We start from the raw sequence: 26,955 nt of genomic DNA, 5'->3' as shown, positions 1-26,955 counted from the left end.
ATTTCTTTTGCGGCAGACTATTCGCCCGCGACAGCGCGTAAGGCTTCCAACAAACCAAGCGAAGCATAGCCGTCAGGCAGCAGTTCCTGCGACAATTGGAACGCGCGCACCGCGCTGATTGTCAGCGGGCCGATCTTGGCATCGATCTTTACCGTATCGAATCCCTGCGCAGTAAGGCGCGTTTGCAGCTCGATCCGCTCGTCGTAGCTGAGCGCCCGATCCTGCACGGGCCAGCTGTGGCGGATTGGATCACCTCCGGCGATGCGGTCAGCCAAATGTCCGACCCCGATCACATAAGCATCTGCCGAGTTATAGCGTTCGATCACCGCGAAATTGGTATATATCAGAAACGCCGCGCCCTCTGCGCCGCCGGGCAACAGCAAAGACGCAGGCCCGTGATCCTCCAGCGCCCCTGTCACGGGGGCCACTCCGAGGGCTGTCCATTCCTCCGCGGTCTTCAGAATATCGCGGCCCGCCAACAGATAGTCGAACCCGTCGGGCAGTTGCACTTCAACACCCCAAGGCTGGCCCGAGACCCAGCCAAAGTGCTTGAGATACGCCGCGGTCGAGGCCAGCGCATCACGCGGATCGTCGCCCCAGATGTCACGCTTGCCGTCTGCGGTGAAATCTTCGGCATAAAGCTGGAAGGACGACGGCATGAACTGTGTATGCCCCATTGCCCCGGCCCAACTGCCCTGCATCTGCGTAGGCGTGGTATCGCCTGCCTGCAAAATCCGCAGCGAGTCCAGCAGCTCGCCCTCGAAGAACGCCCGCCGCCGCCCGTCATAGGCCAGCGTCGCGAGCGAGGTCAGCACCGGATCGCTGCCCCTGAACGTGCCATAGGCGCTTTCCAGTCCCCAAATCGCGGTTACGATCTCTTTTTCAACGCCATAGCGTTTTTCAATCTGCGCCAGCGCGTCCGCCTGTTCTGCGAGCGCCTTTTTACCGTTGGCAATCCGCAAGTCAGAGGTCGCGGTTGCCAGATAATCCCAGATGGTTTTGGTGAATTCCGACTGGTTTCGATCACGGCGAATGACCTCTGTGTCATAGCGCACTGTTTGCATTGCGCGGTCAAATACCAAGCCGTCGATTCCTGCCGCCAACGCACGGGCGCGGAACGCTGTCAGCCAGTCTTGCAGCCCCGCGTCGCTTCCAGTCTCTTGCGCGGCGGCAGCAGGGCGCGCCGCGCTGTCCGTCTGGGCCAACAGCCCTGTCACGGGGCCGACAGTAAACGTCACCCCGGCGGCCAATACAGCAATCGTTAGCAGTTTCATAAACAGACCCTTCCCAGCATCATGCCAAAGCGTAGCGGCAAATGCAGGGGCCAGAAAGAATGATATGCCCGCTGTGCGTGTTATTGCCGGGTGCGTTTGACCTTGAGTTTGACCTTGTCGGACTTGCGCTTGGCCTTGACCGCTTTGCGCTTTGGATTGGTGCGCCCAGCAGAGCCACCGCGCCCGCGCTTGCCGCCTTTGCCGCCCTGTGAAATCGCGTCACCTTCGATCGTCAGCAGCTCCAACGCGATGCCACCTGTGACCGGCACGGCCTCGGACAGGCGCACAGTGACCCGTTGCCCGACAGAGATCATCATGCCTGTGTCCGACCCCATCAGCGTGCCTGCATCCTGATCGAAATGGAAATACTCGCGCCCTAGGGACCGCATGGGCAGCAGCCCGTCGGCACCGGTTTCGTCCAGCTTCACAAAGGCTCCGAACCGCGCGATGCCGCTGATCCGGCCCGAGAATTCATTGCCGACACGTTCAGACAAATAAGACGCCAGATAACGGTCGGTGGTGTCCCGCTCTGCCACCATGGACCGGCGTTCGGTGTCCGAGATATGTGCGCCGGTCTGTTCGATATCCTCGATATCAAGCTGGCTCAGCCCGTCGTTGCCCCAACCGTGTGCAGTGATCAGCGCGCGGTGCACGATCAGATCCGCATAGCGCCGTATCGGAGACGTGAAATGCGCATAGGACCGCAGCGCCAGACCAAAGTGCCCGATGTGCGCAGGCCCGTAATAGGCCTGCGTCATCGACCGCAACGTCGACAGGTTGATGAGCTCGGCATCATCGGTACCCGCCGCGTCATTCAGCAGTTTGTTCAGATGGCGCGTGTGCAGCACCTGCCCCTTGGCCAACGTATAGCCCGCCGCCTGCGCCGTCTCGCGCAGGGCATCCAGCTTGGCAGGCGAGGGTTCTTCGTGAATGCGGTAGAGCAGCGGCGTTTTCTTCGCCAGCAGCGTCTCGGCGGCCGCGACATTGGCCAACACCATGAACTCTTCGATCAGGCGGTGCGCGTCTAGACGGTCCTTAAAGTTCACCGACTTTACGGTCCCGTCCGCGTCCAGTTCGATCCGCCGCTCAGGCAGGTTAAGGTCCAGCGGCTGGCGTTCGGCACGTGCAGCTTTCAGGGCGGCGTAGGCGGCATAAACAGGCTTTAGAACAGACTCTAGCAAAGGGCCCGTGCGGTCATTCGGATTGCCGTCTATCGCGTCTTGCACCTCTTCGTAGTGCAACGAAGCAGGCGACCGCATCAGCCCGCGATGGAACGTATGGCCGATCTTGTTGCCCTCGGCATCCAACACCATACGCACCGCGATACAGGCGCGCGCCACGCCTTCGTGCAGCGAACACAGGTCGCCCGACAGACGATCAGGCAGCATCGGGACAACGCGGTCGGGGAAGTAAGTCGAATTGCCCCGTTTGCGCGCTTCGCGGTCCAGCGCAGAGCCGGGGGTGACATAGGCGGCGACATCCGCGATCGCGACCCAGACGACATGGCCACCCTCGTTCTTGGGGTCTTCGTCAGCATGGGCATAGCACGCGTCATCATGGTCGCGCGCGTCAGAGGGGTCGATGGTGATCAACGGCAAATCACGCAGATCCTCGCGCCCTTTCAGGCCCTCGGGTTTCGCCGCATCGGCTTGCGCCATCACATCATCAGGGAAATCGTCGGGGATACCGTGCTGGTGGATCGCTATCAGGGACACGGCCTTGGGGGCGGACGGATCGCCAAGGCGTTCAACGATACGTGCCCGCGGGGACCCCATGCGGGCCTTTGGCCCCGATTGTTCGGCCTCGACCAGCTCGCCGTCTTTGGCACCGTGGGTTGCGTCACCGGGCACCCACCATTCCTTGTCCGACCCTTTATCGATGGGCACAATGCGCCCGCCTTCGGTTGTCTTGCGGAAAATACCCAGCACCCGTTGCGGGTTCGCGCCGATGCGACGGATCAGCCGCGCCTCATAGTGAAAATCCTCGCCCTGAACCAAGGTCAGACGCGCGAGGATGCGGTCCCCTGCACCCAAGGCAGGGTCGGAGGCCCGCGGTATTACGAGCACGATCGGCTCTACGCCTTCGCCCTGCCATTCCATCGGTTTGGCAAACAGGTCGCCGTCCTTATCGGGGCCGGTAATCTGCAACACGGACACTGGCGGCAACCGGTCGGGATCTTGATAACTGCGCTTGCGCTTTTCCAGATGGCCTTCGGCCTCCAGCTCTTTCAGCACGCGTTTCAGGTCAATCCGGGCCGCTCCCTTGATGCCGAACGCCTTAGCGATATCACGCTTGGCGGCCAGAGTGGGGTTTTCGGCGATCCATTCAAGGATCTCGGGCTTTGAAGGTATTTTGCTCATGCTTCACGAGGTAGCACGCGCACCCCGCTTCGTCATGGGCAAATCGTCGATTGTATCCACGTCCCTCAATGTCGCGACCTGTGCAATGCGGTGATCGGGCAGCGTGGCGACAGTATCGGCCAGCGCATGTTCCGTCGACCAGCGGACGTTTTCAAACAGGCGCGGCGGAACGGGGCGGGCGCGTTTCAAGCCGATCAGCCAATAGCCCCCGTCCGGTGCGGGCCCGAACACCGCATCATGCGACCCGAGCGCGCGAAACGCCTCTGCCACCCGTGCAGAGGTCACGCCCGGAATATCGGCACCGATGACGCAAACCGGCCCCGCAGGCGCACCGCGCAGCATGCGGCCCATGCGGTCGCCCAGATCACCGCGCCCTTGCGGCCAGCGGGGCAGATGCGCGGGCCAGACGCGGCTGGACAGCCCTGCCCGATCCGGTGCGACAGCCAGCACCACCTGCCAGCGCGGGTCTTGCACACGGCGGATCAATGCGCGGGTCTGATGCCGGAACCACCACGCGGCGGCGGTCATGCCCAGATCACGGCCAAGCCGCGTCTTGACCCGCCCCGGCAGCGGCTCCTTCACCATGATGACCAATGTGCGGTTCAAAAGGAAAGGACCATCTCGCGGTGGTCAATGCCTGCGTCGTCAAAGACCGGTCCCTGCGCCACAAACCCGAGTTTCTCGTAGAACCCCAACGCATGCAGCTGCGCGCCGAGCTTCGCGAACCTCACCGCCGGATCCTTGCGCGCCTCTTCGACGGCCGCACGGATCAGCGCCGCGCCAAGCCCGGTACCGCGGTGGGATTTGATCACACACACCCGCCCGATCTTGGCTGTGTCGCCTTTGATATGCATCCGCGCCGACCCGATGGGGAGCTCTTCTTCGGTCGCAAGGAAATGGGTCGCATCGCCGTCACGGTCGTCCAGCTCTTCCGCCTCTGTTACGTTCTGTTCTTCGATAAAGACGATGCGGCGCAGCAGGTGGCAGCTGGCAAGGTCTTCGGTCACAGCGATATGGGCAGTCATGCGAAATAGTCCTTCAGGATGCGGGTATAGATTGATTTCAACTGGTGAATCTGCGCCACCTCGACGTTCTCGTCGACCTCATGCATGGATTGCCCGACCAGACCGAATTCGACCACTGGGCAGTGGTGCTTCATGAACCGCGCATCCGATGTCCCACCAGAGGTAGACAGTTCAGGCGTCACCCCCGTCTCTGCCTGCACCGCCTTGGAGACCAGATAGGACAGATCACCGGGGGGCGTGATAAAGCTTTCGCCCGATATCTTGACCTTCAGTTCGATCTGCACGCCAAAGCTGTCGCGGATCGCGGCGGCCTGCTCTTCCAGCCATGTGGTCAGACTGCCGCCCGAATGCATGTCGTTAAAGCGGATGTTCACCGTCGCGCGGGTTTCAGCGGGGATCACATTGGTCGCGGGGTTGGCGGTATCGACCGTGACGATCGCCAATGTAGACGGGTCGAAATGATCAGTCCCGTCGTCAAGGGTATGCGAGGCAAGCTGGTCCATCAGCCGCATCATCGCGGGCATCGGATTGTTGGCGCGGTGGGGATAGGCCGCGTGGCCTTGTTTGCCGATCACGCGGAAATGCGCGTTCAGGGACCCGCGCCGCCCAATTTTAATCATCTCGCCCATAGAGTTGGGGCACGTCGGCTCGCCCACCAGACAAACGTCCATCCGCTCGCCTGCGTCTTTCATGTAATCCAGCAATGCGCGGGTGCCGTCGATGCCTTCGGCTTCCTCGTCTCCGGTGATCGCCAGCACAATCGATCCGTCCGGCGGTGTATCACGGACAAAGTCGATGGCCGCGGCGGTAAAGGCGGCCACACCGGATTTCATATCGGTGGTGCCGCGCCCGTACATAATGCCGTCTTTGATCTCTGCGCCAAAGGGCGGCATCGTCCAGTCGGCCTCGTTCCCGATGGGCACGACATCGGTGTGACCGTTAAAGCCAAAGCTACGGGTGTTTCCCTGCTTGCCCCAACGCGCAAAAAGGTTCTTGATCCCGCCACGGTCGGCCCACGCACAGTCAAACCCCGCATCGGTCAACAGATCGTACAACACCTGTTGTGCCCCCCCATCTGCGGGGGTGACCGACGGGCAACGCACCAGTTTGGCGGTTAGGTCTACGGGATCGATGCTGGTCATGTCAGAGCTCCTTTGGCGTGTTTCGCGGTGTTGCCCTACATTTGTGAGGAAAACACAAGGAAGCCAAGGGGGCGAAGGTACGCCCTAGTCGAAAAACGGCGTCATTTGCGCAATGATGACCGAGTTTTCATCCAGTGCCCGCGCCATCAACGCGCGTTCATCCTCGTCGATTTCGTGGCCTTCTTCTTCGCGCTCGGCAAGGGTGCCGTATCCGGTCACGTCCAGTGGGTTCGTGTCTGCCTGCTTGAGAATGGCAACCGTTTCGCGCACCGCTTCTGCCTCGTCGATACCAGACGCAAAGCACATCAGCGCGGCACCGGTCGCCTTATCCGGCAAGCCGTCACCGTCCTTGCGCCCGATTTCGACCAACAAGGTATAAACCTGCTGGCGCGACGGTTTTTTGGGTTTCTTCTGGTCAGACATAAAAGGGCCACCGCATTAAGATGCGGCAGCCCTACCTTGTTCTGCGTCGCCTGAAAAGGGTCAGCTACGTCCGCGTACCAAACGTGTTACCCAGATCAGCAGGCAGGCCCCGATGATCCCGACAACCAGTTGACCGATCCAGCCGCCCAAGGTCGCGCCGACGATGGCAACCAGCAGGAAGTTGGCGACAAGCGCGCCAATGATCCCCAGAATAATGTTCATGATCAGCCCCATATCGGACTTCATGATTTTTTCCGCGATCCACCCGGCCAGACCACCGACGATAATTGCTGCAAACCAACCCAAACCTGTCATTTCAAATTCTCCATAAATCTTGTTTCAGAGAGTGAACTCACAGATCTGTGAAAAGGTTCCCTTAGTCGCGCAAAAGCTCGTTGATCGAGGTTTTCGAGCGTGTTTTCTCGTCCACGCGCTTTACGATGACGGCGCAATAGAGGTGCACACCGTTCTTTGACGGCATGGACCCTGCCACAACGACCGACCCTGCGGGGACTTCGCCATAAAAGACTTCGCCTGTTTCGCGGTCCAGAATTTTGGTCGACTGCCCGATATAAACGCCCATCCCCAGAACAGAGCCTTCGCGCACGATGCAGCCTTCGACAACTTCGGAGCGCGCCCCGATAAAGCAGTTGTCTTCGATGATCGTTGGCCCGGCCTGCATGGGTTCAAGCACGCCACCAATGCCAACGCCGCCCGACAGGTGAACGTTCTTGCCGATCTGCGCGCAGGACCCGACGGTCGCCCATGTGTCGACCATTGTGCCGCTGTCGACATAGGCACCGATGTTCACGAACGACGGCATCAGGACCACGCCCGGCGCGATAAAGGCCGACTTGCGCACGACGCAGTTTGGCACAGCGCGAAAGCCTGCTTCTTTCCAGTCGGCGTCATTCCAGCCTTTGAACTTGCTATCGACCTTGTCCCACCAGCCGCTGCCCTGCGGGCCGCCGTCGTGCTGTTCCATATCCTTGATACGGAAGCCCAGCAGAACCGCCTTTTTGGCCCATTGGTTCACATGCCAATCGCCATTTTCCATTTTTTCGGCGACGCGCAGCTTGCCACTGTCAAGCGCGGCCAGCGTGTCTTCGATCGCGTCGCGTGTTTCGCCTGTGGTGGCGGATGTGATCGTGTCACGGGCATCCCAAGCGGCTTCGATGGCGGTTTCAAGTTGGGCGTTCGACATGGGTGTAGCTCCGGCGAATGAGGGTCAAATGTTGCGACTGGCTATACAGTCGTCAGGCCCGTCGTGCAATGACGTCGGATGGCGTGGTCATTTGCGCCAAAGGCGGGCATGTTGCGATAAAGGGCGCGAACCGCCCGCATAGACCGGAGAGTATGATGACCGATTCAAAACGCCACCCCTTGCGGCAGGCCGGCGACGACCGCGCCACGGCACAGGATGTTCCCGACACGCCGCAGACGCGGGCCCCTGCCTACCGGCTGGCCTTTACCGATGATGATTTTATGTGTCGTCAGGAATTGCGCCCCGTCCGGCTGCAACTTGAACTGCTGAAGCCCGAGATGGCGTTGGATGCGCATGGCGTCAAATCCACCATCGTGCTGTTCGGCGGCGCGCGTATCCCCGCGCCCGCCCACAAGGACAAGGCCCGCACCAAGACGCTGGCCGATCTGTCGCATTTCTATGATGAAGCCCGCGAATTCGCGCGGCTGATGACGCTGAAATCGATGGAGAGCGACGGCCAGGATAACGTCATCGTCACAGGCGGTGGCCCAGGCGTGATGGAGGCAGGCAACCGCGGCGCCGTCGACGCAGGCGGGCAATCCATCGGGCTGAATATCGTGCTCCCGTTTGAACAGGCACCGAATGAATACGTCACACCCGAGCTGTGCTTTAACTTTCACTACTTCGCGATCCGCAAGATGCATTTCCTGATGCGTGCACGTGCGATCTGCGTATTCCCGGGCGGTTTCGGCACCCTGGACGAGATGTTCGAGACGCTAACCCTGATCCAGACGGGCCGCATGTCGCGGATACCCTTCCTGCTGTTCGGTCGTGCGTTCTGGGAAAAGATCATCAACTGGGATGCGCTGGCCGACGCGGGCACGATCTCGGATCAGGATCTGGACCTGTTCCAATTTGTAGAATCCGCCGACGAGGCGATGAAGCTGATCGAAAATTGGGATACTGCCCCCGCCCGAGAGGAAGTCCCCGGACGCTGAAAGACCCTTTTGTCAGATCACACGCACAGATCAGCCGGAAGCACACAGACCTCTACGTGATGCGGCAGCGTTTCCAGAACGGAACCGTGGTCCGTGTCACGTACCCCATAGCCATAGCCGGCCAGACGATGTTTCCATTCGCGGTAGGACAAGGCGCTTTCGCGTTCGCGGGTTACAAGTGCCAGTACATCGGCAGTGATAAAGGCGTCGTTTTTAATAATGATAGTCATCGCAGTATCGCTCCTGATTGTGTTGTCGATGGAAGCAATATTCTGGGCGATGATGACTTAATTTCTGCTTAAATGCGGCGGACCCAAGGTCATTTCACGGTGAGCGCGCCACAATCGACCGCTACAAATGCAAACAGCCGCCCCAAATCGGGACGGCTGCATCATGCTACTCGCTTGAAACTAATGGATTACATCCCCGCGTCAGCCTCGATCTGCTTGCGCGATTTGCGTTCGCGTTCGGTCGCAGATTTCAACTGACCACACGCGGCCATGATGTCTTCGCCGCGCGGTTTGCGCACGGGCGAGGCATAGCCGGCCTGATACACAATCTCGGAGAACGCGCGGATACGGTTGTTCGACGACCGTTTGTACGGTGCGCCGGGCCATTCGTTGAACGGGATCAGGTTGATCTTGGCCGGAATGCCACGGATCAGCTCTACGAGGCGGTACGCGTCGGCGTCTGAATCGTTCACCCCGTCGAGCATCACATATTCAAACGTGATCCGTTCAGAATTGCTGACCCTAGGATAGGCCCGCAGCGCTTCTATCAGCTCTGCGATGTTCCAGCGCTTGTTGATCGGCACCAGATTGTTGCGCACCTCATCCGTGGTCGCGTGGAACGACACGGCCAGCTGACAGCCGATTTCTTCGGCTGTGCGGGCGATCTCTGGCACCACACCCGAGGTCGATAGCGTAATCCGGCGGCGTGACAGCTGGATGCCCTCGGGGTCCATTGCGATCTTCATCGCGTCGCGCACGTTTTCAAAGTTATACAGCGGCTCGCCCATGCCCATTAGGACGATGTTGGACAACAGCCGTGGCGCCTCGGAGATGGTCCCGGGCACTGGCCATTCGCCCAAATCATCCCGCGCCACCATCACCTGCCCGATGATCTCGGCCGCAGTCAGGTTGCGCACGAGTTTTTGCGTACCTGTGTGGCAGAAGGAACACGTCAGCGTACACCCAACCTGCGAGCTGACACAAAGCGTGCCGCGGCCTTCTTCGGGGATATACACCACCTCGACCTCATGACCGCCCGCGATGCGCACCAGATACTTGCGGGTGCCATCCTCTGACACCTGCTTGGTCACGACCTCCGGCACTTCTATCACAAACTTCTCGGCCAGCTCGGCGCGGAACGCTTTCGACAGGTTGGTCATGTCGGCAAAGTCACGGGTGCCCCATTGATAGATCCACTGCCAGATCTGCCCGACGCGCATCTTCGCCTGCTTTTCAGGCGTACCTTCGGCAATCAACGCAGCGCGCATGGCGTCACGGGTCAGCCCGACAAGGTTCATCGGCCCCTCCGCCTGCTTACGCGGAATGGTCATGACATCTTGAGTGATCGGCGCGGTCGCAGACATGGGGATTCTCCAGTGTGCAGGGGTTTGAGCGCTCTATATAGGGATTTTTCCCTAAATCAAAAGGAAACGCCGCATTGCTGACGCAGCCTCAGTGCATGGCTGGGACCGTCAGGGCCCGTTTGTGGGCCGTGTCGTACCGGAAAAAGCCCCGCCAAGGGCAGGGCTTTGCAATCAGATCAGGCGAAAAACCTTAGCCGCCGCAGCGTTTGGCAGCGTCGTCAACCGCGGCTGTGAACCCCAACAACGAGAACGAGTCTTCGGTCTGGGTGCCACGGCCCGAACGGCCCGTCAGCTTGGCATCAGAACCGCGCTTCATGGCGGCGATGATCTTGTTGTCATCCTCGGTGGTTGCAGGCCAGGCCCACTCGCCCTCCGTGAACAGTTCAAACGTAGTGCCTCCGATGTTCATGTTGACGGTCGACCCAGAAGCAAAGGGATAGCCGCCGGTAAAGGCCACCTGCCCCTTGGCACCCGCGCTTGGACGGTAGAAGACCATCAACAACGTCTGGCCCCGGCTTACAGATACAACGCGGCCATCCCGCGAGTTCACGGATTCTTTCGGTGTGGACACGCCCCAACATTCGGTCGGGTTGTCTTCGACGAATACGCTCCAGTCCGTCTCTGCCGCTACGCGGTTCGTGCTTTGCGCTTGCGCGAACACGCTGCCTGCGCTCAGCCCCGCCAGCGCCGCCGCTAAACCAATCGTCCTAAAGTTCATCATCTACCTGGGCCTCCAGCCGCCAATAACCTCAACATCACTACAATCCCCCAATGGCAGCCCTTCGGGAGGCGCTCTTGTCAAAGGAACTGTATTTCTTTCGTCAACAAGCATAATAACGTCAAACAGGCGACACACGAAACCCTGATTGGCAGGAATTCGCCAACGAAAAGGACAAATCATGGCCCAAGCAGCCCCCTTTGCCGAAATCTGGCGTGGTCCGTTTCTGGAAAGCGTGCATTCGGGTCATGCGGTGGTCTGTGACAGCAGCGGTCAGATCCTGCACGCCTGGGGGGATCCCGACACGGTGATCCTGCCTCGGTCCTCTGCCAAAATGATTCAGGCGCTGCCTCTGGTCCAGTCTGGCGCTGCTGATGCCTATGGCCTTGGCCCGCAACATCTGGCCCTTGCGTGCGCATCGCATCAGGCAGCGGATTTGCATGTGGGAATCATCTCTGACTGGCTTGATACTTTAGGACTGAACGACAGCGCCTTTCGCTGCGGAGCAGCCGAACCGGGCGACGTGGCCGCGCGCGATTCACTGGCCTGCGCAGACCAGCAGCCGTGCCAAATTCACCACGAATGCTCTGGCAAACACGCGGGCTTCCTGTCGGTCAACGCCCATACGGGCGGCGGTGCGGACTACGAAAAGCCGGACCACCCCGTGCAGCGTGCCTGCCTTGAGGCATTTGAACGGGTGACCGGCACCACCTCTCCGGGTTTTGGCATCGACGGCTGCTCTGTCCCGAATTTTGCGACGACCCTACATGGCATGGCCCGTGCGATGGCCCATTTCGCCGCCGCGCCTGATGGTTCGGCCGAGGCGCGCCTGCATCAAGCCATGCGTTTGCATCCCGACCTTGTCGCCGGCGAAACCCGCGCCTGCACCAACCTGATGCGTGCGACGAACGGCCAAGTCGCGCTCAAGACCGGTGCCGAAGGGTTTTTTATCGCGATCCTGCCAGATCAGAAAATCGGCGTGGCACTCAAAGCCGCCTGCGGCACCAAACGCGCCGCAGAATGTGCGATTACATCAATCCTGATCAAACTGGGCGCGCTTGACCCGAACCACCCCGAGGCTCTGAAATACCGCAACGCCCCGATTGAAAACCGTCGCGGCATCATCACCGGCATGCTCAAGCCCGCAGCGGGTTTTGCCTAAAGCCGCTTCCAAATGGTGCAAAATCCCGGGGTATGGGGCAGCGCCCCATGCACCTCTCGGAATTAGCTGACGAATTCGTCCTTGGTGTATCCCTGCACATAGAGCAGCGCCGTCAGGTCGCCAAAGTTGATCCGGACATCGCATTCAGCAGCGACTGCGGGCTTGGCGTGCAACGCCACCCCCATGCCGGCGCGGGCCAGCATACCCAGATCATTAGCCCCGTCGCCCACGGCGATCACATCGGCCTCGGTCAGACCCAGCCGCGCGGTGATCTCTTCCAGCGCATCGACTTTGGCTTGTCTTCCAAGGATCGGCACCCCCACATCGCCGGTCAGCACCCCGTCTGAGGCCAGCAATGTATTCGCGCGGTTCTCGTCGAACCCAAGCGCCTTTGCGACGGCAGCGGTAAACGCCGTGAACCCGCCCGAGACGAGCGCCGCGTAGGCACCGTTCGCTTTCATCGTCGCGATCAAGGTCTGTCCGCCGGGCATATGGGTGATCCGCTCTGCCAAAACGCGCGTGATAACCGCTTCATCTAGCCCCTTCAGCAGGCCGACGCGTTCGCGCAGCGCCTCTTCGAAATCCAGCTCGCCGTTCATGGCGCGTGTGGTGATCTCTTTTACGCGGTCGCCCACACCAGCCTCATCGGCCAATTCGTCGATGCATTCTTGCTGGATCATGGTGCTGTCCATATCAGCCAGCAGCATCTTCTTGCGCGCCCCTTCGGACGGGGTGATCACCAGATCGACGCCCATCCCCTGACATTCGGCCCAGACATCCCAACGATTGCCAGGCATCCGCTTCATGTCAAAGCGCGCGGCCTCGTCCGGAGCCAGCCAAACGGCATCCCCGCCCCCCCATGCATTTCGAACAGCATCGACCAAAGACGCCTCAAGCTGCGGGCGTTGAGGAGAGGTTAACAGGGTCACACTATGCATGGGGTAGGTCCGTTCTCGTCAATTCAATCTGGGGCGCATCTGCGCATTGTTTCACCGAGGTTTCCACCCCTGTTTCAGGGCTCCTGCGGGGGAAGGTTGAACAAGAAGCCGTCCGCGCCGCAGCGCGACTAACACCCCAGCCTAATGTTACAAAATATCGAGACTGAAAAATGTCAGGTAACATTTAAGTTGCGTCGAATCGCGACTATCCCTAGGCTCATCAACCAAGGGAGACTTTTATGGACGCTTTTATTTGTGACGCACAGCGCACACCCATCGGCCGCTTTGGCGGCGCATTGTCATCGGTGCGTGCCGATGATCTTGCTGCGGCACCCATTGCTGCATTGATGGCCCGCAATCCTGATCTGGATTGGTCCAAAATTGATGACGTGATCTTTGGCTGCGCCAATCAGGCCGGCGAAGACAACCGTAACGTGGCACGTATGGCAGCACTGCTGGCGGGCTTGCCGGTCGATGTGCCCGGTGCAACGATCAACCGCCTTTGTGCCTCCGGTATGGATGCCGTCGGTGCTGCTGCCCGCGCGATCAAGGCAGGCGACATGGATCTGGCGATTGCCGGCGGTGTCGAAAGCATGACCCGTGCGCCTTTTGTGATGCCCAAGGCGGAAACTGCATTCTCACGCAACAACGCCGTCTATGACACCACCATCGGCTGGCGCTTTGTAAACCCCAAGATGAAGGCGCAATACGGCGTCGAATCGATGCCCGAAACCGGCGATAATGTCGCCACAGACTATGACATCAGCCGCGCCGACCAGGACGCTTTTGCCAAGCGCAGCCAGGACCGTTGGGAAGCCGCGGACAAGGCGGGCGTGTTTGCCGATGAAATCACCCCGGTCTCGATCCCGCAGCGCAAGGGCGACCCGATTGTCTTTGACCGCGACGAACACCCGCGGCCCGGCACCACGATCGAAGCGCTGACCAAACTGCGCCCGATCAATGGCCCCGACCTGACCGTCACTGCGGGCAATGCCTCTGGCGTGAACGATGGCGCGGCGGCAATGCTGATGGCGTCCGGGGCGGCAGCGTCGCAGCACGGGCTGACCCCGATTGCGCGTGTTGTTGGCATCTCTGCCGCCGGTGTTGAACCGCGCGTCATGGGGATCGGCCCTGTCCCCGCCAGCCAGAAAGTTCTGGCCCGCGCAGGTCTGACCATCGACCAGATGGATGTGATTGAACTGAACGAAGCATTCGCTTCGCAAGGGATCGCCACATTGCGGGCTTTGGGTGTGGCCGATGACGCCCCCCATGTGAACGCCAACGGCGGCGCGATTGCCATCGGTCACCCGCTGGGGATGTCCGGTGCGCGTCTGGTCATGACCGCAGCCCTGCAACTGAAACGCACAGGCGGCCGCTATGCGCTGTGCACCATGTGTGTCGGCGTCGGCCAAGGCGTCGCTATCATTCTCGAACGCGCTTAACGCAATTATCCCCCTGAAAGGATCTGAACAATGTATGCACAGATGATCAAATCCACCGGCCAAGGTGTCAAATCTCTCGAAGAGATGGATCCGCAGGAACGCGCCTTTCAGGAACGGATAAATGCGGGCGGCAAGATCGAGCCGAAAGACTGGATGCCGGACGGGTATCGCAAGAACCTGATCCGGCAAATCGGCCAGCACGCGCATTCGGAAATCGTGGGCCAGTTGCCAGAGGGCAACTGGATCACCCGCGCCCCGACGCTGGAACGCAAAGCGATCCTGCTGGCAAAGGTACAAGACGAGGCAGGCCACGGCCTGTATCTTTACTGTGCCGCTGAAACACTGGGGGTCAGCCGCGACCAGCTGACCCGCGACTTGCTGTCGGGCAAGATGAAATACAGCTCTATCTTCAATTATCCGACCCTAACATGGGCCGATATGGGCGCCGTAGGCTGGCTCGTGGATGGTGCCGCGATCATGAATCAGGTCCCGCTGCAGCGCACATCCTACGGCCCCTACGCCCGCGCGATGGTGCGTATCTGCAAGGAGGAATCCTTTCACCAGCGCCAAGGCTACGACATCATGATGAAGATGGCGAAGGGCACAGACGCGCAGCGCAAGATGGCGCAGGACGCGTTAAACAGGTTCTGGGGACCTGCGTTGATGATGTTCGGCCCGTCGGACGAAAATTCCGTCCATTCGGCGCAATCGATGGCGTGGAAGATCAAGATGAACTCCAACGACGAGCTGCGTCAGAAGTTCGTCGATGAATGTGTGCCGCAGGCCGAATATCTGGGCCTGACCGTCCCCGACCCCGAACTGAAGTGGAACGAGGAACGCGGGCATTATGACTTTACCCAGCCCGATTGGGACGAATTCTTTGACGTGCTCAAGGGCAATGGTCCCTGCAATACCGAACGGCTCGCTGCGCGCAACAAAGCGTGGGACGACGGCGCATGGGTACGCGACGGCCTGATGGCACATGCGGCGAAGAAACGCGCCGCGAAACTGGCAGCGGAGTAGGCAAGATGAGCAGCACAACACATGAATGGCCCCTGTTCGAGATTTTCATTCGCGGCCAGCACGGGCTGAGCCACCGGCATGTTGGCTCTCTGCACGCGGCAGATGCCGAAATGGCGATCAAGAACGCCCGTGATGTTTACACCCGTCGCAACGAAGGCGTGAGCATCTGGGTCGTCGAAGCGACCCAGATCGCCGCCTCCTCCCCCGAGGAAAAAGGCCCGCTGTATGAGCCAGCCAACGACAAGGTCTATCGCCACCCCACCTTCTTTGACATTCCAGACGAAGTGGGGGCGATGTGAGCACACCCCAAACAGACCCTAACAAAGGCGATTTGTTCGAGTTTCTGTGCCGGATGGGGGACAATACCCTCGTTCTCGGGCACCGCGTTTCGGAATGGTGCGGGCACGCCCCCGTGCTGGAAGAAGACATCGCGCTGGCGAATACCGCGCTGGATCTCATCGGGCAGACGACGCTGTGGCTGGATCTCGCGGGCGAGGTCGAAGACGCGGGTCGCGATGCCGACCGGCTTGCCTTTCATCGTGACGTTTGGGATTTCCGCAACCTGCTGCTGGTCGAACAACCCAACGGTGATTTCGGTCAGACCCTCATGCGCCAGTTCCTGTTTGACGCATGGCATTTGTCACAGCTGACCGCGCTGATGGGCAGCAATAATACGCAGATCGCCGCCATCGCGGAAAAGTCGAGCAAAGAGGTGACCTATCATCTGGAGCGTGCGACGGACACTGTGATCGGCCTTGGTGACGGGACCGAAGAAAGCCACCGCAGAATGCAAAATGCGGTGGACCTGTTGTGGCCCTATGTCGGGGAAATGTTCATGGGCGACGCCGTCGATGATGCCATGGTCGCTGCAGGCATCGCGCCCGATCCCGCGTCCCTACGCCCCGCCTATGATACGTTGGTGAATGATGTCTTCACCGCAGCCACACTGACAAAACCCCAAGATGATTTCGGCCATCGCGGCGGCAAATCAGGCAAACGCCATTCGGAACATCTGGGGCATATGCTGACGCAAATGCAATGGCTTCAACGCGCCTACCCGGATGCGACATGGTAGTCGAAAAGCCCGCGTTAGAGACAGTTTGGGGCTGGCTGGACGCTGTGCCCGACCCCGAGATCCCGGCGATCTCCCTCACTGATCTGGGGATCATCCGCGATGTGCAATGGTCCGGTGACACACTTGAGGTGACGGTGACACCAACCTATTCCGGCTGCCCTGCGACGACGATCATCAACCTTGATATCGAAACGGCATTGCGCGGGCACGGGATCGAAAAACTGACCCTAAAGCGGCAACTCTCGCCTGCCTGGACCTCGGACTGGATGACCGAAGCGGGCCGCGCAAAGCTCGAAGGTTACGGCATCGCCCCGCCCCAACCCGCAGGTGGCCCCGAACGCTGCCCCCGCTGCCAGTCGACGCATCTGGAAAAGATCAGCCAGTTCGGATCGACCCCCTGCAAGGCGCAATGGCGCTGCACCGACTGCCTGGAACCCTTCGATTATTTTAAGTGTATCTGACCAATGAGCCAATTTCTCCCCTTATTAGTGACTGATATTCACCGCACGATCCGCGACGCCGTCGTGTTGACCCTGCAACCCGAAGACCCAACGGCTTTCGCCTTCAAGCAGGGGCAGTATCTGACATTCAGACAGGATTTCGGCGGTACCGAACTGCGCCGCAACTATTCCATCTGCGCGGGTCTGGACGACGGTGTGTTGCAAGTCGGGATCAAGCGGGTGGATGGCGGCGCGTTCTCTAGCTTTGCGAACGAGATATTACAGGTCGGGGATACGCTGCACGCAATGCCCCCTCAAGGCACGTTTTCCGCCGTATTAGAGCCTGATCACGCGAAGAATTACCTTGGATTTGCCGGCGGGTCGGGGATCACGCCGGTGCTGTCGATCCTCAAGACCGTTCTGAAACGCGAGCCCAAATCAACCTTTACGCTGGTCTATGCCAACCGCGCCGTGAACACGATCATGTTCCGCGAAGAGCTGGAGGACCTCAAGAATCGGTATATGGGTCGGTTGAGCGTCATCCACATGTTGGAAAGCGGGCAGGATATCGATCTGTTCACCGGCCGTGTGGACCGAAATAAATGCGCCGAGCTGTTCAAGACATGGATCGACGTGTCTGACATGGATATGGCCTTTATCTGCGGCCCTGAACCGATGATGCTTGCTATTGCTGACGCACTAAAAACCCACGGGTTAGAGCCTGATCAAATTAAATTCGAGCTCTTCAGCGAAAGCCAGCAGGGTCGTCTGGCGAAACAGGAAATGGCCAAGCGCAGCAAGGGTAAGGCCGAAACGCAAGTCACCGTAAAAATCGACGGCGCGCAGCACAGCTTTACCATGGCCAAGGGTCAGTCTGTGCTCGACGCGGCGCTGGAAAACAACCTTGATGCGCCCTTTGCCTGCAAAGCAGGGGTCTGTTCGACCTGCATGTGCAAGGTGACCGAAGGCGAGGTCGAGATGCTGTCGAACCATGCGCTGGAGGATTACGAGGTCGAACGCGGTTACCGCCTGAGCTGCCAAAGCTATCCGCTGAGCGACACGCTTTTCATTGACTACGACCATCACTAAGGGGCCTGACATGCGCGATATTCAAAGCTTTGCCGCCGGACAATGGATCAACCCCGGTGCCGGTGCACGCCACATCGCAAGCGCGATTACCGGCGATGTTATCGCCCAAGCAGGCAATGACGCGCTGCAGGTTCAGGCAATGCTGGGCTACGCCCGTGACATCGGTGGGCCTGCCCTGCGCAGCCTGACGTTTCATGACCGTGCCAAGATGCTCAAGGCTGTCGCGCTATACCTGAATGACCATAAACAGAGCCTATACGAGCTGTCGTTCGACACGGGCGGTACGCAGTCCGACCACCTGATCGACGTGGATGGCGGCATCGGCACGATGCAGGTCTATGCCGCCAAGGGCCGTCGCGAGATGCCGGATGATCAGGTCTATCTGGACGGTCCCGTGGAACAGTTGGGCCGCACCGGTCAGTTCATGGGGCGCCACATCTGCACGCCGCTGCAAGGCGTCGCGGTGCATATCAACGCCTTCAACTTCCCCGTTTGGGGCATGTTGGAAAAGCTCGCCCCGACGCTGCTCGCCGGTGTGCCCGCCATCGTCAAACCAGCCACCGCCACCTGTCAGGTGACCGAAGCCTGTTTCCGCCTGATGATCCAGTCCGGCATTCTGCCAGATGGCGCGATCCAGCTGGTGACGGGGGGCTTGGGCGTTATGTTGGACCACCTCGATTGTCAGGATGTGGTCAGCTTTACCGGATCAGCAGAAACGGCCCTGAAACTGCGCAGCAACCCTGTGCTGGTCGAACGCTCTGTCCGGTTCGCGTCTGAGCAAGATAGTCTCAATGCCTCTGTGTTAGGGTCTGATGCGGGCCCCGGCACGCCGGAGTTTGACCTGTTCGTCAAAGAGGTCCAGCGCGAGGTGACGGCCAAGGCGGGGCAGAAATGCACCGCCATCCGCCGGATCATGGTCCCGCAACCCCATGTGGATGCGATGATTGCAGCCCTGACGGATCGCTTGGCCAAAGTCACCATCGGGGACCCGCGACTGGACAGCACGAAGATGGGCGCGCTTGTCTCACTTTCGCAACGTCGTGACGTGCTGACGAAAGCCGCGCTGATCGGGTCAGAGGCGGAGCGTGTCTTTGGCGACCCCGATGCCTTCGCGTTAGAGGGCGCGGATGCACAGAAAGGTGCCTTTGTCCCGCCGATGCTGTTCCACTGCGCTGATCCCGATGCCGCCACCCATGTGCACGACACCGAAGCCTTTGGCCCTGTGTCCACCATCATGCCCTACCGCGATACCGAACATGCCATCGCATTGTTGAACAAGGGCAAAGGGTCGCTGGTTGCGTCGATCATCACACGCGACGGCGATGTTGCACGGCAGATTGCGATGGGGGCCGGCGCGTTTCACGGGCGGCTCTATTTCAACAACCGCGATTCTATGGCCGAGGCGACGGGCCACGGTGCCCCCCTGCCCCATATGGTGCATGGTGGGCCCGGGCGTGCGGGCGGCGGCGAGGAGCTTGGCGGCGTGCGCGGCGTCATGCATTACATGCAGCGTACCGCCATTCAGGGCAGCCCCGACATTCTGACCGCCATCAGCAAGCAATGGACCCCAGGCGCGACCGAGATTTCGGACCGCGGCCACCCATTTACCCGCCATTTTGGTGCGCTTGATCTGGGCGAGACGTTCAATTCGGCCAGCCGTGTCGTGTCGCTGGAAGACATCGAAACCTTTGCGCATTTCACCGGCGATACGTTCTATGCGCATATGGACGACGCCGCGGCCAAGGCAAACCCGTTCTTTCCCGGCCGCGTTGCCCATGGGTACCTGCTGCTCAGCTTTGCCGCAGGTCTGTTCGTGCAACCCGACCCCGGACCTGTGCTGGCGAACACCGGGTTGGACAACCTGCGGTTCATGGCACCCGTGCAGGCGGGCGATAGCATCAAGGTGCGCCTAAGCGTCAAAGCAAAGACGCCTCGCAATGATGACTACGGTGAGGTACGCTGGCACGTGACCCTGACCAATCAGGATGATGCCGCCGTGGCCGAATATGAATTGCTGACCATGAATGCCTATTGACGACTTTGACCTTGCGATCGCACCTCTGAAAGACCTCGGCGGGCAGCGGGTCTGGTCCCTGATGATCAGCCTCTTTGGCGACATGGCTAGACAAGAGGGTCAGATTATTGGCGGGCCGGTGTTGTCGGCGATCATGACGGCAATGGATGTCCGCCCCGAAGCCGCTAGGGTCGCCTTGCACCGCTTGCGCAAAGACAAATGGATCGCGTCAGAAAAGCACGGGCGGATCAGCCACCACAGCCTGACGCCCGCAGGCCGCGCGCAAAGTCAGGCGGCAAGTGGCAGGATTTATGCGACACCTGCCGAGCTGCCGGAACGCTGGCAGATGATCGTGACCGAGGATGCCGATAGTGATGCACCGGAGAAGGCGGGGTTCACTGCCCTGATGCCGCGCCTGTATGTCGGCAATGCGTCCCTGCCTGTGCCAAAAGGGGCCGCCGCCCTGCCCGGGCAAGACGCGCCTAACTGGATGAAACGCCAGCTAGAGCCCGCATCGCTGGCCGAAAGCTATACGCAACTGTCAGACGCGCTGCACAGGGTGGCGCGCGACCTCTCCGCAGCCGAGACTTTGACCCCGTTGCAAATCGCGACCCTACGCTGCCTGATTGTGCATAACTGGCGTCGTCTCGCTCTCAAACATCCGGCGTTGCCCCGCCCCTTGATCCGCGACGATTGGGCCGGATTGACCGCGCATCAGATGGTCGCAGAGCTTTTGTCACGCTATCCGCGCCCCGATCTGCCGGAAATCGCCACCGTCTGAAGCTGCACACAAAGCGATGCTTTCCCAAAGCGCACCAGCGGGATATAGGGAAGGCATGACAAATACAGTTTACCAAAATGACCTGCCCGACGGGCTGAAGCTTGGACCGATGGTCGCGATTGATTGCGAAACCATGGGGCTGCATCCGCACCGCGATCGGCTTTGTGTCGTGCAACTCTCTGGTGGCGATGGCAACGCCCATCTGATCCAGATTGCCAAAGGCCAGACCGAGGCGCCTAATCTTTGCGCCCTGCTCGAAGATCCCCATGTGCTCAAGCTGTTCCACTATGGGCGCTTTGACATCGCGGCGCTGCTGAACACCTTTGGGGCAAAGGCCGCACCGGTCTATTGCACCAAGATCGCCAGCCGCCTTGTGCGCACCTATACCGACCGCCACGGGCTTGCCAAACTTTGCCAAGAACTGCTGAGCGTCGATATCTCCAAGCAGCAACAATCCAGCGATTGGGGGGCCGAAAAGCTGACCAAGGCGCAGATCGACTATGCTGCGTCCGACGTGCTGCACCTGCACAAACTGCGCGACGTGCTGAACCAGATGTTGATCCGCGAAGGTCGGATCGAGCTCGCGCAAGCGTGTTTTGAATTTTTGCCAACCCGTGCCCAGCTTGACTTGGACGGCTGGCCCGAAACGGATATTTTTGCACACGCATGACCACACCATTCCTAGATACCGCCCGCCGCGTCATCCGCACCGAAGCCCAAGCGCTTGAGCAACTGGCCGACAGCCTTGATGATCGTTTTCGTCAGGCGATCGACCTGTTGGTTGCGACCCGCGGGCGCGTGATTGTCACCGGCATCGGCAAATCCGGCCATATCGCCAAAAAGATCGCGGCGACGCTGGCCAGCACCGGCACGCCCGCGCAATTCGTCCATCCCGCCGAGGCGAGCCACGGCGATTTGGGCATGATCACCGCCGATGATGTCGTGCTTGCGATCTCGAACTCGGGCGAGGCACCTGAACTGGCCAATCTGATCGCCTATTCGCGTCGCTTTTCCATCCCGCTGATCGGTATCACCAGCCGTGCGACAAGCAGCCTTGGCGCGCATTGCGACGTGGTGCTTGAACTGCCCCAGCTGCCAGAGGCCTGCGGCACCGGCGTTGTCCCGTCGACCTCGACCACGATGACGCTGGCAATGGGGGATGCCGTGGCGATTGCGCTGATGGAAAACCGCTCTTTCACCGCCGAACATTTCCGTGAATTCCACCCCGGCGGAAAACTGGGCGCACGGCTCAGCCGCGTTGCCGACCTGATGCACACAGGCGATGCGTTGCCCTTGGTGCAGGCCGATGCCCCCATGTCTGATGCGCTGATGGCAATGAGCAGCAAATCCTTTGGTGTGGTGATCGTCACCGACGCCAGCGGTGCCTTGGCAGGGATCATCACCAGCGGCGATCTGGGGCGGCATCTGGACGGGCTGATGGAAAAAACGGCGCGCGAGGTTATGACGCCAACGCCTGTGACCGTCGCCCCCGATGCGCTGGCGGAAAAGGCCGTGGGCATCATGAACGCGCGCAAGATCACTTGTTTGCTGGTACTGGACCCCACCCAAGGGAACGACCCTGCGGGTCTGCTGCATATCCACGACTGCCTGCGCGTCGGTCTGGGCTAAGCCGCGATGCAACGGGACCGCTATACCAGACTGATCGCTTGGCTGAAGGTGCTGTTCCCGCTTGCAGCGCTTGGCCTGCTGTCGACGCTGTTCCTGCTGTCGCGCGCGATTGATCCCGGGCAGGCGATCCCCTTTGCTGAAAAGGATGTGCAGGACCGCCTGCGCGACCAGCAGATCACCGGCCCCTTTTTTACTGGTGCGACGGCTGACGGTGACGAGCTGTCATTCTATGCTGATGTGCTGACCCGTCCGGACGGGCAGACCGGCATGAACCACGCTGAAAACCTGCGCGCGACCATAAAGACCCCCGAAGGATCGACTTTTCGCCTGCAATCGGACCTGGCCGATTTCGACATCGCCAAAGACGTTGCCGACCTGCTGGGCGGGGTGGTGCTGACGACCTCTACGGGGTACCGGCTGCAAAGTGACAAAATCACCTCTGACCTGTCCGGCCTGAACATCCAATCGCCGGGGACAGTGTATGGCACAGCCCCGGGTGGCACCCTAGAGGCCGGTGCCATGTCGATCACACAAACAGACGACCAAGCCTCGCCCCAATTGGTTTTCACAAATCGAGTGAAGCTGATATACAAACCGAAACCCAAATCAGAGTGACGCGCGTGAAACACCTATTAATGTCTGTTTTCCTGCTTTTTTCTGCGATGCCAATCGCCGCACAAGGGACCAATGTGGCCTTTGGGACGATCCGTCAGGATACGGGCCTCCCCGTCGAGGTGACCGCCGATAACCTGTCTGTCGATCAAGGCGATGGGACGGCTGTTTTCACCGGAAATGTGCTAATCGGTCAGGGCGAGATGCGCTTGTCCGCCGCACGTGTTCTAGTTGTATATCGCGCCGAAGCCGAGGGCATCGCCCGGCTGGAAGCGACCGGCGGTGTGACCCTTGTGTCGGGCAAAGACGCCGCCGAATCAGAGCGGGCGGATTACGATATCGACACGGGCACGATCGTCATGTCGGGCAATGTGTTGCTGACCCAAGGGCGCAACGCGCTCAGCTCTGAAACCATGAGCGTCAAATTATCCGAGGGCACAGCGCAAATGTCCGGCGGCGTGAAAACCATTCTGCAAACGGGCAGCAAGAACTGATGTCTGCCCCCAATTTAACGGTTACGGATGGCGCAAGCGGTCTGCGCATTGAACATCTGCGTAAATCATACCGCAAGAAAACCGTGATCCGCGATTTCTCGATGGAGCTGAACCGCGGCGAAGTCGTCGCCCTGCTCGGGCCGAACGGATCCGGTAAAACCACTACCTTTTATGCGGTGGCTGGTCTGGTGATGCCCGAAGGTGGCACCGTCACCATCGATGGCAAGAACGTCACCACCCTGCCGATGTATCGCCGCGCACAGCTGGGTATCGGCTATCTGCCCCAAGAGATGAGCATCTTTCGCGGGCTAAGCGTGCAGGACAATATCTCGGCCATACTGGATATCTCGATCTCTGATGCGCGCGGGCGCCGTGAAAGGCTCGAGGCATTGCTGTCGGAATTTTCCATCGAACACCTGCGCCGCGCGCCTGCCTTGGCGCTGTCGGGCGGGGAGCGCCGCCGGGTCGAAATTGCCCGCTGTCTGGCCGCCGATCCCAAATACCTACTGCTGGATGAACCCTTTGCCGGGGTCGATCCGATTTCTGTGGATGACATCCGACATCTAGTCGCCGACCTGAAAAAACGCGGTATCGGCGTGCTGATCACGGACCATAACGTTCGGGAAACGCTGGATATTGTGGATCGCGCCTACATTTTGCACGAAGGCACGGTATTGATGTCAGGCACCCCCGAAGAGGTCGTACAGAACGAAAACGTACGCCGCGTCTACCTTGGCGATAACTTCCGCATTTCCTAATCAACTACAGAAATATTGCGCTAGTTTCCGCACAGATTTAAGCCGGATTCATTTGACAACGCGGCCCATTCGGGCGCTCAATGGTCCCATGGCGAGACTGCGTATCATGTTCGTGCTGCATCCCCCCCTTCCCGAAGGGGTAATGCTTCACACGCTGGTCGCATCGTCATTCACCCGCATCTGACCCCGCCTTTACCGCATTCATTGCGGCCAATGGTGTTGTCCGGATCATTAGAGTAAGGAGATTTTATGCGGTACCAAATCAGTGGCAAACAAATCGACATCGGCGAAGCCCTGCAAACGCATGTGAAAACGGAATTGGGCGAAGCTGTCCAGAAGTATGCTGAACGTCCGACGGACGCGAATGTCATCTTTTCAAAATCCGGTCACGAATTTGTCTGCGAAGCGACGGTGCACCTATCGACTGGCCTTACGGCGTCAGCGAAAGCACATGCTACTGATATTTATGGATCTTTCGATTCATGTGCGGCGAAGATGGAAAAGCAACTGCGCCGCTACAAGCGTCGGTTGAAGGATCACCATCGCGAGCGTGCGCAACCGGTTGAACTTTTCGGTGCGTCCTCGTATATCCTCGCTTCAGAAAGCGATTCAGACGCGCAGGAACCCGAAACCCTCCAACCCATGATCATTGCGGAAATGCAGACCAAGATTGCGACCTTGTCTGTCGGTGAAGCTGTGATGCAGATGGAAATTTCGGGTACACCTGTCGTGGTCTTTCGCAAAGACGGCCAAGAAGGCGTGAATGTTGTCTACCGCCGCGAGGATGGCAACATCGGCTGGATTGATCCGTCGTAACAGAAACCGGACCCGTAAGCGGCCGAGAACAGAGCGAGCAGAATGAATTTTGCGAAACTCCTAAAACCGGGGGCTGTCAAAGTCCTCACATCGGCCTCAAGCAAAAAACGCCTGCTCCACGATATCGGGGAGCTGGCGCATAATGCTTACGGGTTAAAGGCCGCTGCGGTGGTCGATGCCTTGATGACGCGTGAATCCCTTGGCCCAACAGGTGTGGGCCAAGGGGTTGCGCTGCCCCATGCGCGTCTTGAAGGACTAGAAGAAGTGTTGGGGGCCTTTGTGCTTCTCGACAAACCGATTGATTTCAACGCGGTTGACCGCCAGCCGGTTGATATCGCTTTTGCGCTGTTCGCCCCCGAAAGTGCTGGTGTCGAACACCTCAAGGCGCTCGCGCTGGTGTCGCGCACCCTGCGCAACGCCTCTGTCTGCGCCAAGCTGCGGGCCAATCCGGATCCTGCCACGTTGTATGCGATCCTGACCGAAGCACAGGCGACACAGGCCGCCTAAGCGGCCCTAGCGCCAGCTGTTAAATCCGAAAATCATATAGTCCCGCTGATACGCGTCGGACGTAAGTTTCTCGATCTCGGCGTCGTAGATGTCGGCCAGCACATAGGGTTGGGTCACCGGGCGCAACGTCACCGTGGCCGGGGGCTGAATGCCAACGCCTTGCGCCAGCGCTGACAGCTCTGCTGCCAACTCGTCTTCGCGGATGATCCGGTCGGGCAGGGCAAACTCTCCGAAACCCTGCACCGCTTGCGCTTGGGTGCACCACGCCTGATCCACTCGGATCGCCGTCTGCCCGTTCAGGTTCCCCTTGAGAAACGTCAGAAATGCCTTGAACGCGGCGCGATGTGCATTAGCGTCATAGCTATTGTCCGGCTCGCCCTGGGGCAGCGGCATCTTATAGCGTTTGATCAGCGTTTCGCGCAGCTGAGCGTAGCTGCCTTTGCCCGTGGTCAGAATATGCCGGCAGAAAGCGTCATGGGCGCGGTCTACGGGGTGCCGTAGCACGGTAAAGCTGCGGTGACCGGGATGCTTGCGCTTCCACTGGCGCAATTGCTTTTGGTTGAGCTTAGTTTGCAAAGCGCCCCGCCCGACACCGTCCAGCGCCGCCATCCAATCCAGCACCTGCGGTTCGGGCCCGCTGCGCAGTGGCAGATATAGCAGCGGAGCGTTGGCCGCGACAACATAGGACGGCACCACTGGCCCGCGTCGGGGTTCGAAATTCGGCGTTCGGGTCAGGTCGAAACGATCCATCCGGCCAAGCGCGTCCAGCATTTCATCATAGTTGCTGACCTTGGCCGAGATCGGTTCGGGGTTCTGCTTTTTCAGGCTCTTGTCCAGTGCGTCGAGCTGATGATCAACCCCCAGATACCGGGCCAAACCGTTCATCACCTCGACACTTTGCAGGTCTTCGTACGCCACATAGAAAGCCGTCTGCCCCAGCTTTTGAAGCCGGTTCAACAGCGTCAACTGGAACTCTTGCATCGCCTCAAGATGGTCAGAGAACTCTGCCTCGTCGAACACCGCTTGCGCCTTTTTATGCGCTTTGACGTCAGTCAGCTTCCATTGTCCCGTGCTGCGCGCGATCTTCCAGCTGACATAGCTTTCCACCGGATTCCGCGTCAGAATGATCTTGGCGCAGGTGTCATCTTCCAGCAGCGGGTCCAGCACGCGCGGGTCGTGGTTGTGAAAATAGCGAAATCCGCCGATGCCCTTGGTCTTGTCACGTATCGCGGCCAGCAACTTGGCCGGATCATCGTCCCGCGTTTCCTGATCCACGCCCAAAATCTCTGCGCTTTTGGGGTAGCCGATGAAATGCGGGTTGAACGCCTCCCCGTGGCAGGTGATCCCGTCAAAGGCGTTCAGGTTGCTTTCCAGAAAATTGGAGCCTGTGCGCATCTCGGCAAAGACGACGAAGCTTTTGAATTTCAAAGACATATT

At 59.7% G+C, this 26,955-nt stretch carries 30 protein-coding genes; 17 read left to right on the top strand and 13 right to left on the bottom strand.

Annotation, left to right across the window (positions count from 1 at the left end):
• Positions 1-17: 17 nt before the first annotated feature.
• The 8 genes from E5180_RS13015 to dapD form a co-directional block, all read right to left on the bottom strand.
• Positions 18-1,274: a lytic murein transglycosylase gene (locus E5180_RS13015; protein ID WP_138924753.1), complete on the bottom strand. Its 1,257-nt coding sequence runs from the start codon at positions 1,272-1,274 to the stop codon at positions 18-20.
• A gap of 80 nt (positions 1,275-1,354) precedes the next feature.
• On the bottom strand, positions 1,355-3,634 hold the full coding sequence (rnr, locus tag E5180_RS13010; protein ID WP_138924752.1) for a ribonuclease R: 2,280 nt from the start codon (positions 3,632-3,634) through the stop codon (positions 1,355-1,357).
• A 3-nt stretch (positions 3,635-3,637) separates the two neighbouring features.
• Positions 3,638-4,240, bottom strand: a complete 603-nt coding sequence (locus tag E5180_RS13005) for a TIGR04282 family arsenosugar biosynthesis glycosyltransferase (protein WP_138924751.1) — start codon at positions 4,238-4,240, stop codon at positions 3,638-3,640.
• Positions 4,237-4,659 carry a GNAT family N-acetyltransferase gene (locus tag E5180_RS13000; protein ID WP_138924750.1) on the bottom strand — a complete coding sequence of 141 codons (423 nt, stop codon included), beginning with the start codon at positions 4,657-4,659 and terminating at the stop codon, positions 4,237-4,239. The genes E5180_RS13005 and E5180_RS13000 overlap by 4 nt, the downstream gene beginning before the upstream one ends.
• Positions 4,656-5,801 (bottom strand): succinyl-diaminopimelate desuccinylase, encoded by a 1,146-nt coding sequence (gene dapE, locus E5180_RS12995; RefSeq protein ID WP_138924749.1) that lies wholly within the window; start codon positions 5,799-5,801, stop codon positions 4,656-4,658. The genes E5180_RS13000 and dapE overlap by 4 nt, the downstream gene beginning before the upstream one ends.
• An 84-nt stretch (positions 5,802-5,885) precedes the next feature.
• Positions 5,886-6,224: a hypothetical protein gene (locus tag E5180_RS12990; RefSeq protein WP_093732081.1), complete on the bottom strand. Its 339-nt coding sequence runs from the start codon at positions 6,222-6,224 to the stop codon at positions 5,886-5,888.
• Positions 6,225-6,284: 60 nt separating this feature from the next.
• Complete coding sequence (locus tag E5180_RS12985; protein ID WP_138924748.1) at positions 6,285-6,539, bottom strand: GlsB/YeaQ/YmgE family stress response membrane protein; 255 nt, start codon at positions 6,537-6,539, stop codon at positions 6,285-6,287.
• A gap of 61 nt (positions 6,540-6,600) precedes the next feature.
• Positions 6,601-7,428 (bottom strand): 2,3,4,5-tetrahydropyridine-2,6-dicarboxylate N-succinyltransferase, encoded by an 828-nt coding sequence (gene dapD, locus E5180_RS12980; protein ID WP_138924747.1) that lies wholly within the window; start codon positions 7,426-7,428, stop codon positions 6,601-6,603.
• Between the two features lie 152 nt (positions 7,429-7,580).
• Here dapD and E5180_RS12975 point away from each other — a divergent pair, with 152 nt between their 5' ends.
• The gene (locus E5180_RS12975) at positions 7,581-8,426 is read left to right on the top strand and encodes a TIGR00730 family Rossman fold protein (protein ID WP_138924746.1); all 846 of its coding nucleotides are present in this window, start codon (positions 7,581-7,583) and stop codon (positions 8,424-8,426) included.
• A gap of 17 nt (positions 8,427-8,443) precedes the next feature.
• Here E5180_RS12975 and E5180_RS12970 read toward each other — a convergent pair whose 3' ends face one another.
• The 3 genes from E5180_RS12970 to E5180_RS12960 form a co-directional block, all read right to left on the bottom strand.
• The gene (locus tag E5180_RS12970; protein ID WP_093732083.1) at positions 8,444-8,656 is read right to left on the bottom strand and encodes a hypothetical protein; all 213 of its coding nucleotides are present in this window, start codon (positions 8,654-8,656) and stop codon (positions 8,444-8,446) included.
• A gap of 188 nt (positions 8,657-8,844) precedes the next feature.
• A complete protein-coding gene (gene rlmN, locus E5180_RS12965) occupies positions 8,845-10,020 on the bottom strand; it encodes a 23S rRNA (adenine(2503)-C(2))-methyltransferase RlmN (protein WP_138924745.1) in 1,176 nt (391 codons plus the stop codon).
• A gap of 190 nt (positions 10,021-10,210) precedes the next feature.
• Positions 10,211-10,741: an invasion associated locus B family protein gene (locus E5180_RS12960; RefSeq protein ID WP_138924744.1), complete on the bottom strand. Its 531-nt coding sequence runs from the start codon at positions 10,739-10,741 to the stop codon at positions 10,211-10,213.
• A gap of 178 nt (positions 10,742-10,919) precedes the next feature.
• On the opposite strand from E5180_RS12960, the gene E5180_RS12955 reads away from it, so the two are divergent.
• Positions 10,920-11,900 carry an asparaginase gene (locus E5180_RS12955; RefSeq protein WP_138924743.1) on the top strand — a complete coding sequence of 327 codons (981 nt, stop codon included), beginning with the start codon at positions 10,920-10,922 and terminating at the stop codon, positions 11,898-11,900.
• A gap of 62 nt (positions 11,901-11,962) precedes the next feature.
• On the opposite strand, the gene serB is transcribed toward E5180_RS12955, so the two are convergent.
• Entirely contained in the window at positions 11,963-12,838 is an 876-nt protein-coding gene (gene serB / locus E5180_RS12950; protein WP_138924742.1) for a phosphoserine phosphatase SerB, read from the bottom strand.
• Between the two features lie 239 nt (positions 12,839-13,077).
• On the opposite strand from serB, the gene pcaF reads away from it, so the two are divergent.
• The 15 genes from pcaF (at position 13,078) to E5180_RS12875 (ending at position 25,518) form a co-directional block, all read left to right on the top strand.
• Positions 13,078-14,280 carry a 3-oxoadipyl-CoA thiolase gene (gene pcaF / locus E5180_RS12945; RefSeq protein WP_138924741.1) on the top strand — a complete coding sequence of 401 codons (1,203 nt, stop codon included), beginning with the start codon at positions 13,078-13,080 and terminating at the stop codon, positions 14,278-14,280.
• 30 nt (positions 14,281-14,310) lie between these two features.
• A complete protein-coding gene (gene paaA / locus E5180_RS12940) occupies positions 14,311-15,303 on the top strand; it encodes a 1,2-phenylacetyl-CoA epoxidase subunit PaaA (protein ID WP_138924740.1) in 993 nt (330 codons plus the stop codon).
• Positions 15,304-15,308: 5 nt separating this feature from the next.
• Positions 15,309-15,602, top strand: coding sequence for a 1,2-phenylacetyl-CoA epoxidase subunit PaaB (gene paaB, locus E5180_RS12935; RefSeq protein ID WP_093732089.1), 294 nt, complete (start codon positions 15,309-15,311; stop codon positions 15,600-15,602).
• 53 nt (positions 15,603-15,655) lie between these two features.
• The gene (paaC, locus tag E5180_RS12930; RefSeq protein ID WP_138925220.1) at positions 15,656-16,378 is read left to right on the top strand and encodes a 1,2-phenylacetyl-CoA epoxidase subunit PaaC; all 723 of its coding nucleotides are present in this window, start codon (positions 15,656-15,658) and stop codon (positions 16,376-16,378) included.
• Positions 16,372-16,839 carry a 1,2-phenylacetyl-CoA epoxidase subunit PaaD gene (gene paaD, locus E5180_RS12925; RefSeq protein ID WP_138924739.1) on the top strand — a complete coding sequence of 156 codons (468 nt, stop codon included), beginning with the start codon at positions 16,372-16,374 and terminating at the stop codon, positions 16,837-16,839. Before paaC ends, paaD begins: the two co-directional genes overlap by 7 nt.
• Before the next feature lie 3 nt (positions 16,840-16,842).
• Complete coding sequence (locus E5180_RS12920; RefSeq protein ID WP_138924738.1) at positions 16,843-17,907, top strand: 2Fe-2S iron-sulfur cluster-binding protein; 1,065 nt, start codon at positions 16,843-16,845, stop codon at positions 17,905-17,907.
• A gap of 10 nt (positions 17,908-17,917) precedes the next feature.
• Entirely contained in the window at positions 17,918-19,942 is a 2,025-nt protein-coding gene (gene paaZ / locus E5180_RS12915; RefSeq protein WP_138924737.1) for a phenylacetic acid degradation bifunctional protein PaaZ, read from the top strand.
• Positions 19,932-20,702: a PaaX family transcriptional regulator C-terminal domain-containing protein gene (locus tag E5180_RS12910; RefSeq protein WP_138924736.1), complete on the top strand. Its 771-nt coding sequence runs from the start codon at positions 19,932-19,934 to the stop codon at positions 20,700-20,702. The genes paaZ and E5180_RS12910 overlap by 11 nt, the downstream gene beginning before the upstream one ends.
• A 55-nt stretch (positions 20,703-20,757) precedes the next feature.
• On the top strand, positions 20,758-21,372 hold the full coding sequence (locus E5180_RS12905; protein WP_138924735.1) for a ribonuclease D: 615 nt from the start codon (positions 20,758-20,760) through the stop codon (positions 21,370-21,372).
• Positions 21,369-22,331 (top strand): KpsF/GutQ family sugar-phosphate isomerase, encoded by a 963-nt coding sequence (locus E5180_RS12900; RefSeq protein ID WP_138924734.1) that lies wholly within the window; start codon positions 21,369-21,371, stop codon positions 22,329-22,331. The genes E5180_RS12905 and E5180_RS12900 overlap by 4 nt, the downstream gene beginning before the upstream one ends.
• Before the next feature lie 6 nt (positions 22,332-22,337).
• Positions 22,338-22,946, top strand: coding sequence for a hypothetical protein (locus tag E5180_RS12895; RefSeq protein WP_138924733.1), 609 nt, complete (start codon positions 22,338-22,340; stop codon positions 22,944-22,946).
• Positions 22,943-23,437 (top strand): LptA/OstA family protein, encoded by a 495-nt coding sequence (locus tag E5180_RS12890; protein ID WP_138924732.1) that lies wholly within the window; start codon positions 22,943-22,945, stop codon positions 23,435-23,437. Before E5180_RS12895 ends, E5180_RS12890 begins: the two co-directional genes overlap by 4 nt.
• A complete protein-coding gene (lptB, locus tag E5180_RS12885; RefSeq protein WP_093732099.1) occupies positions 23,437-24,195 on the top strand; it encodes an LPS export ABC transporter ATP-binding protein in 759 nt (252 codons plus the stop codon). The genes E5180_RS12890 and lptB overlap by 1 nt, the downstream gene beginning before the upstream one ends.
• Before the next feature lie 249 nt (positions 24,196-24,444).
• Positions 24,445-25,011 carry a ribosome hibernation-promoting factor, HPF/YfiA family gene (hpf, locus tag E5180_RS12880; RefSeq protein ID WP_138924731.1) on the top strand — a complete coding sequence of 189 codons (567 nt, stop codon included), beginning with the start codon at positions 24,445-24,447 and terminating at the stop codon, positions 25,009-25,011.
• A 42-nt stretch (positions 25,012-25,053) separates the two neighbouring features.
• A complete protein-coding gene (locus E5180_RS12875; protein WP_138924730.1) occupies positions 25,054-25,518 on the top strand; it encodes a PTS sugar transporter subunit IIA in 465 nt (154 codons plus the stop codon).
• 6 nt (positions 25,519-25,524) lie between these two features.
• Here E5180_RS12875 and E5180_RS12870 read toward each other — a convergent pair whose 3' ends face one another.
• Positions 25,525-26,952 (bottom strand): nodulation protein NodH, encoded by a 1,428-nt coding sequence (locus E5180_RS12870; RefSeq protein ID WP_138924729.1) that lies wholly within the window; start codon positions 26,950-26,952, stop codon positions 25,525-25,527.
• Between the last annotated feature and the right edge of the window lie 3 nt (positions 26,953-26,955).

This window comes from Sulfitobacter sp. BSw21498 (genome assembly GCF_006064855.1).
Lineage (GTDB): Bacteria > Pseudomonadota > Alphaproteobacteria > Rhodobacterales > Rhodobacteraceae > Sulfitobacter.
The sequence above is the reverse complement of the archived record's forward strand: the minus strand, read 5'-3'. Positions and strand labels throughout refer to the sequence as shown.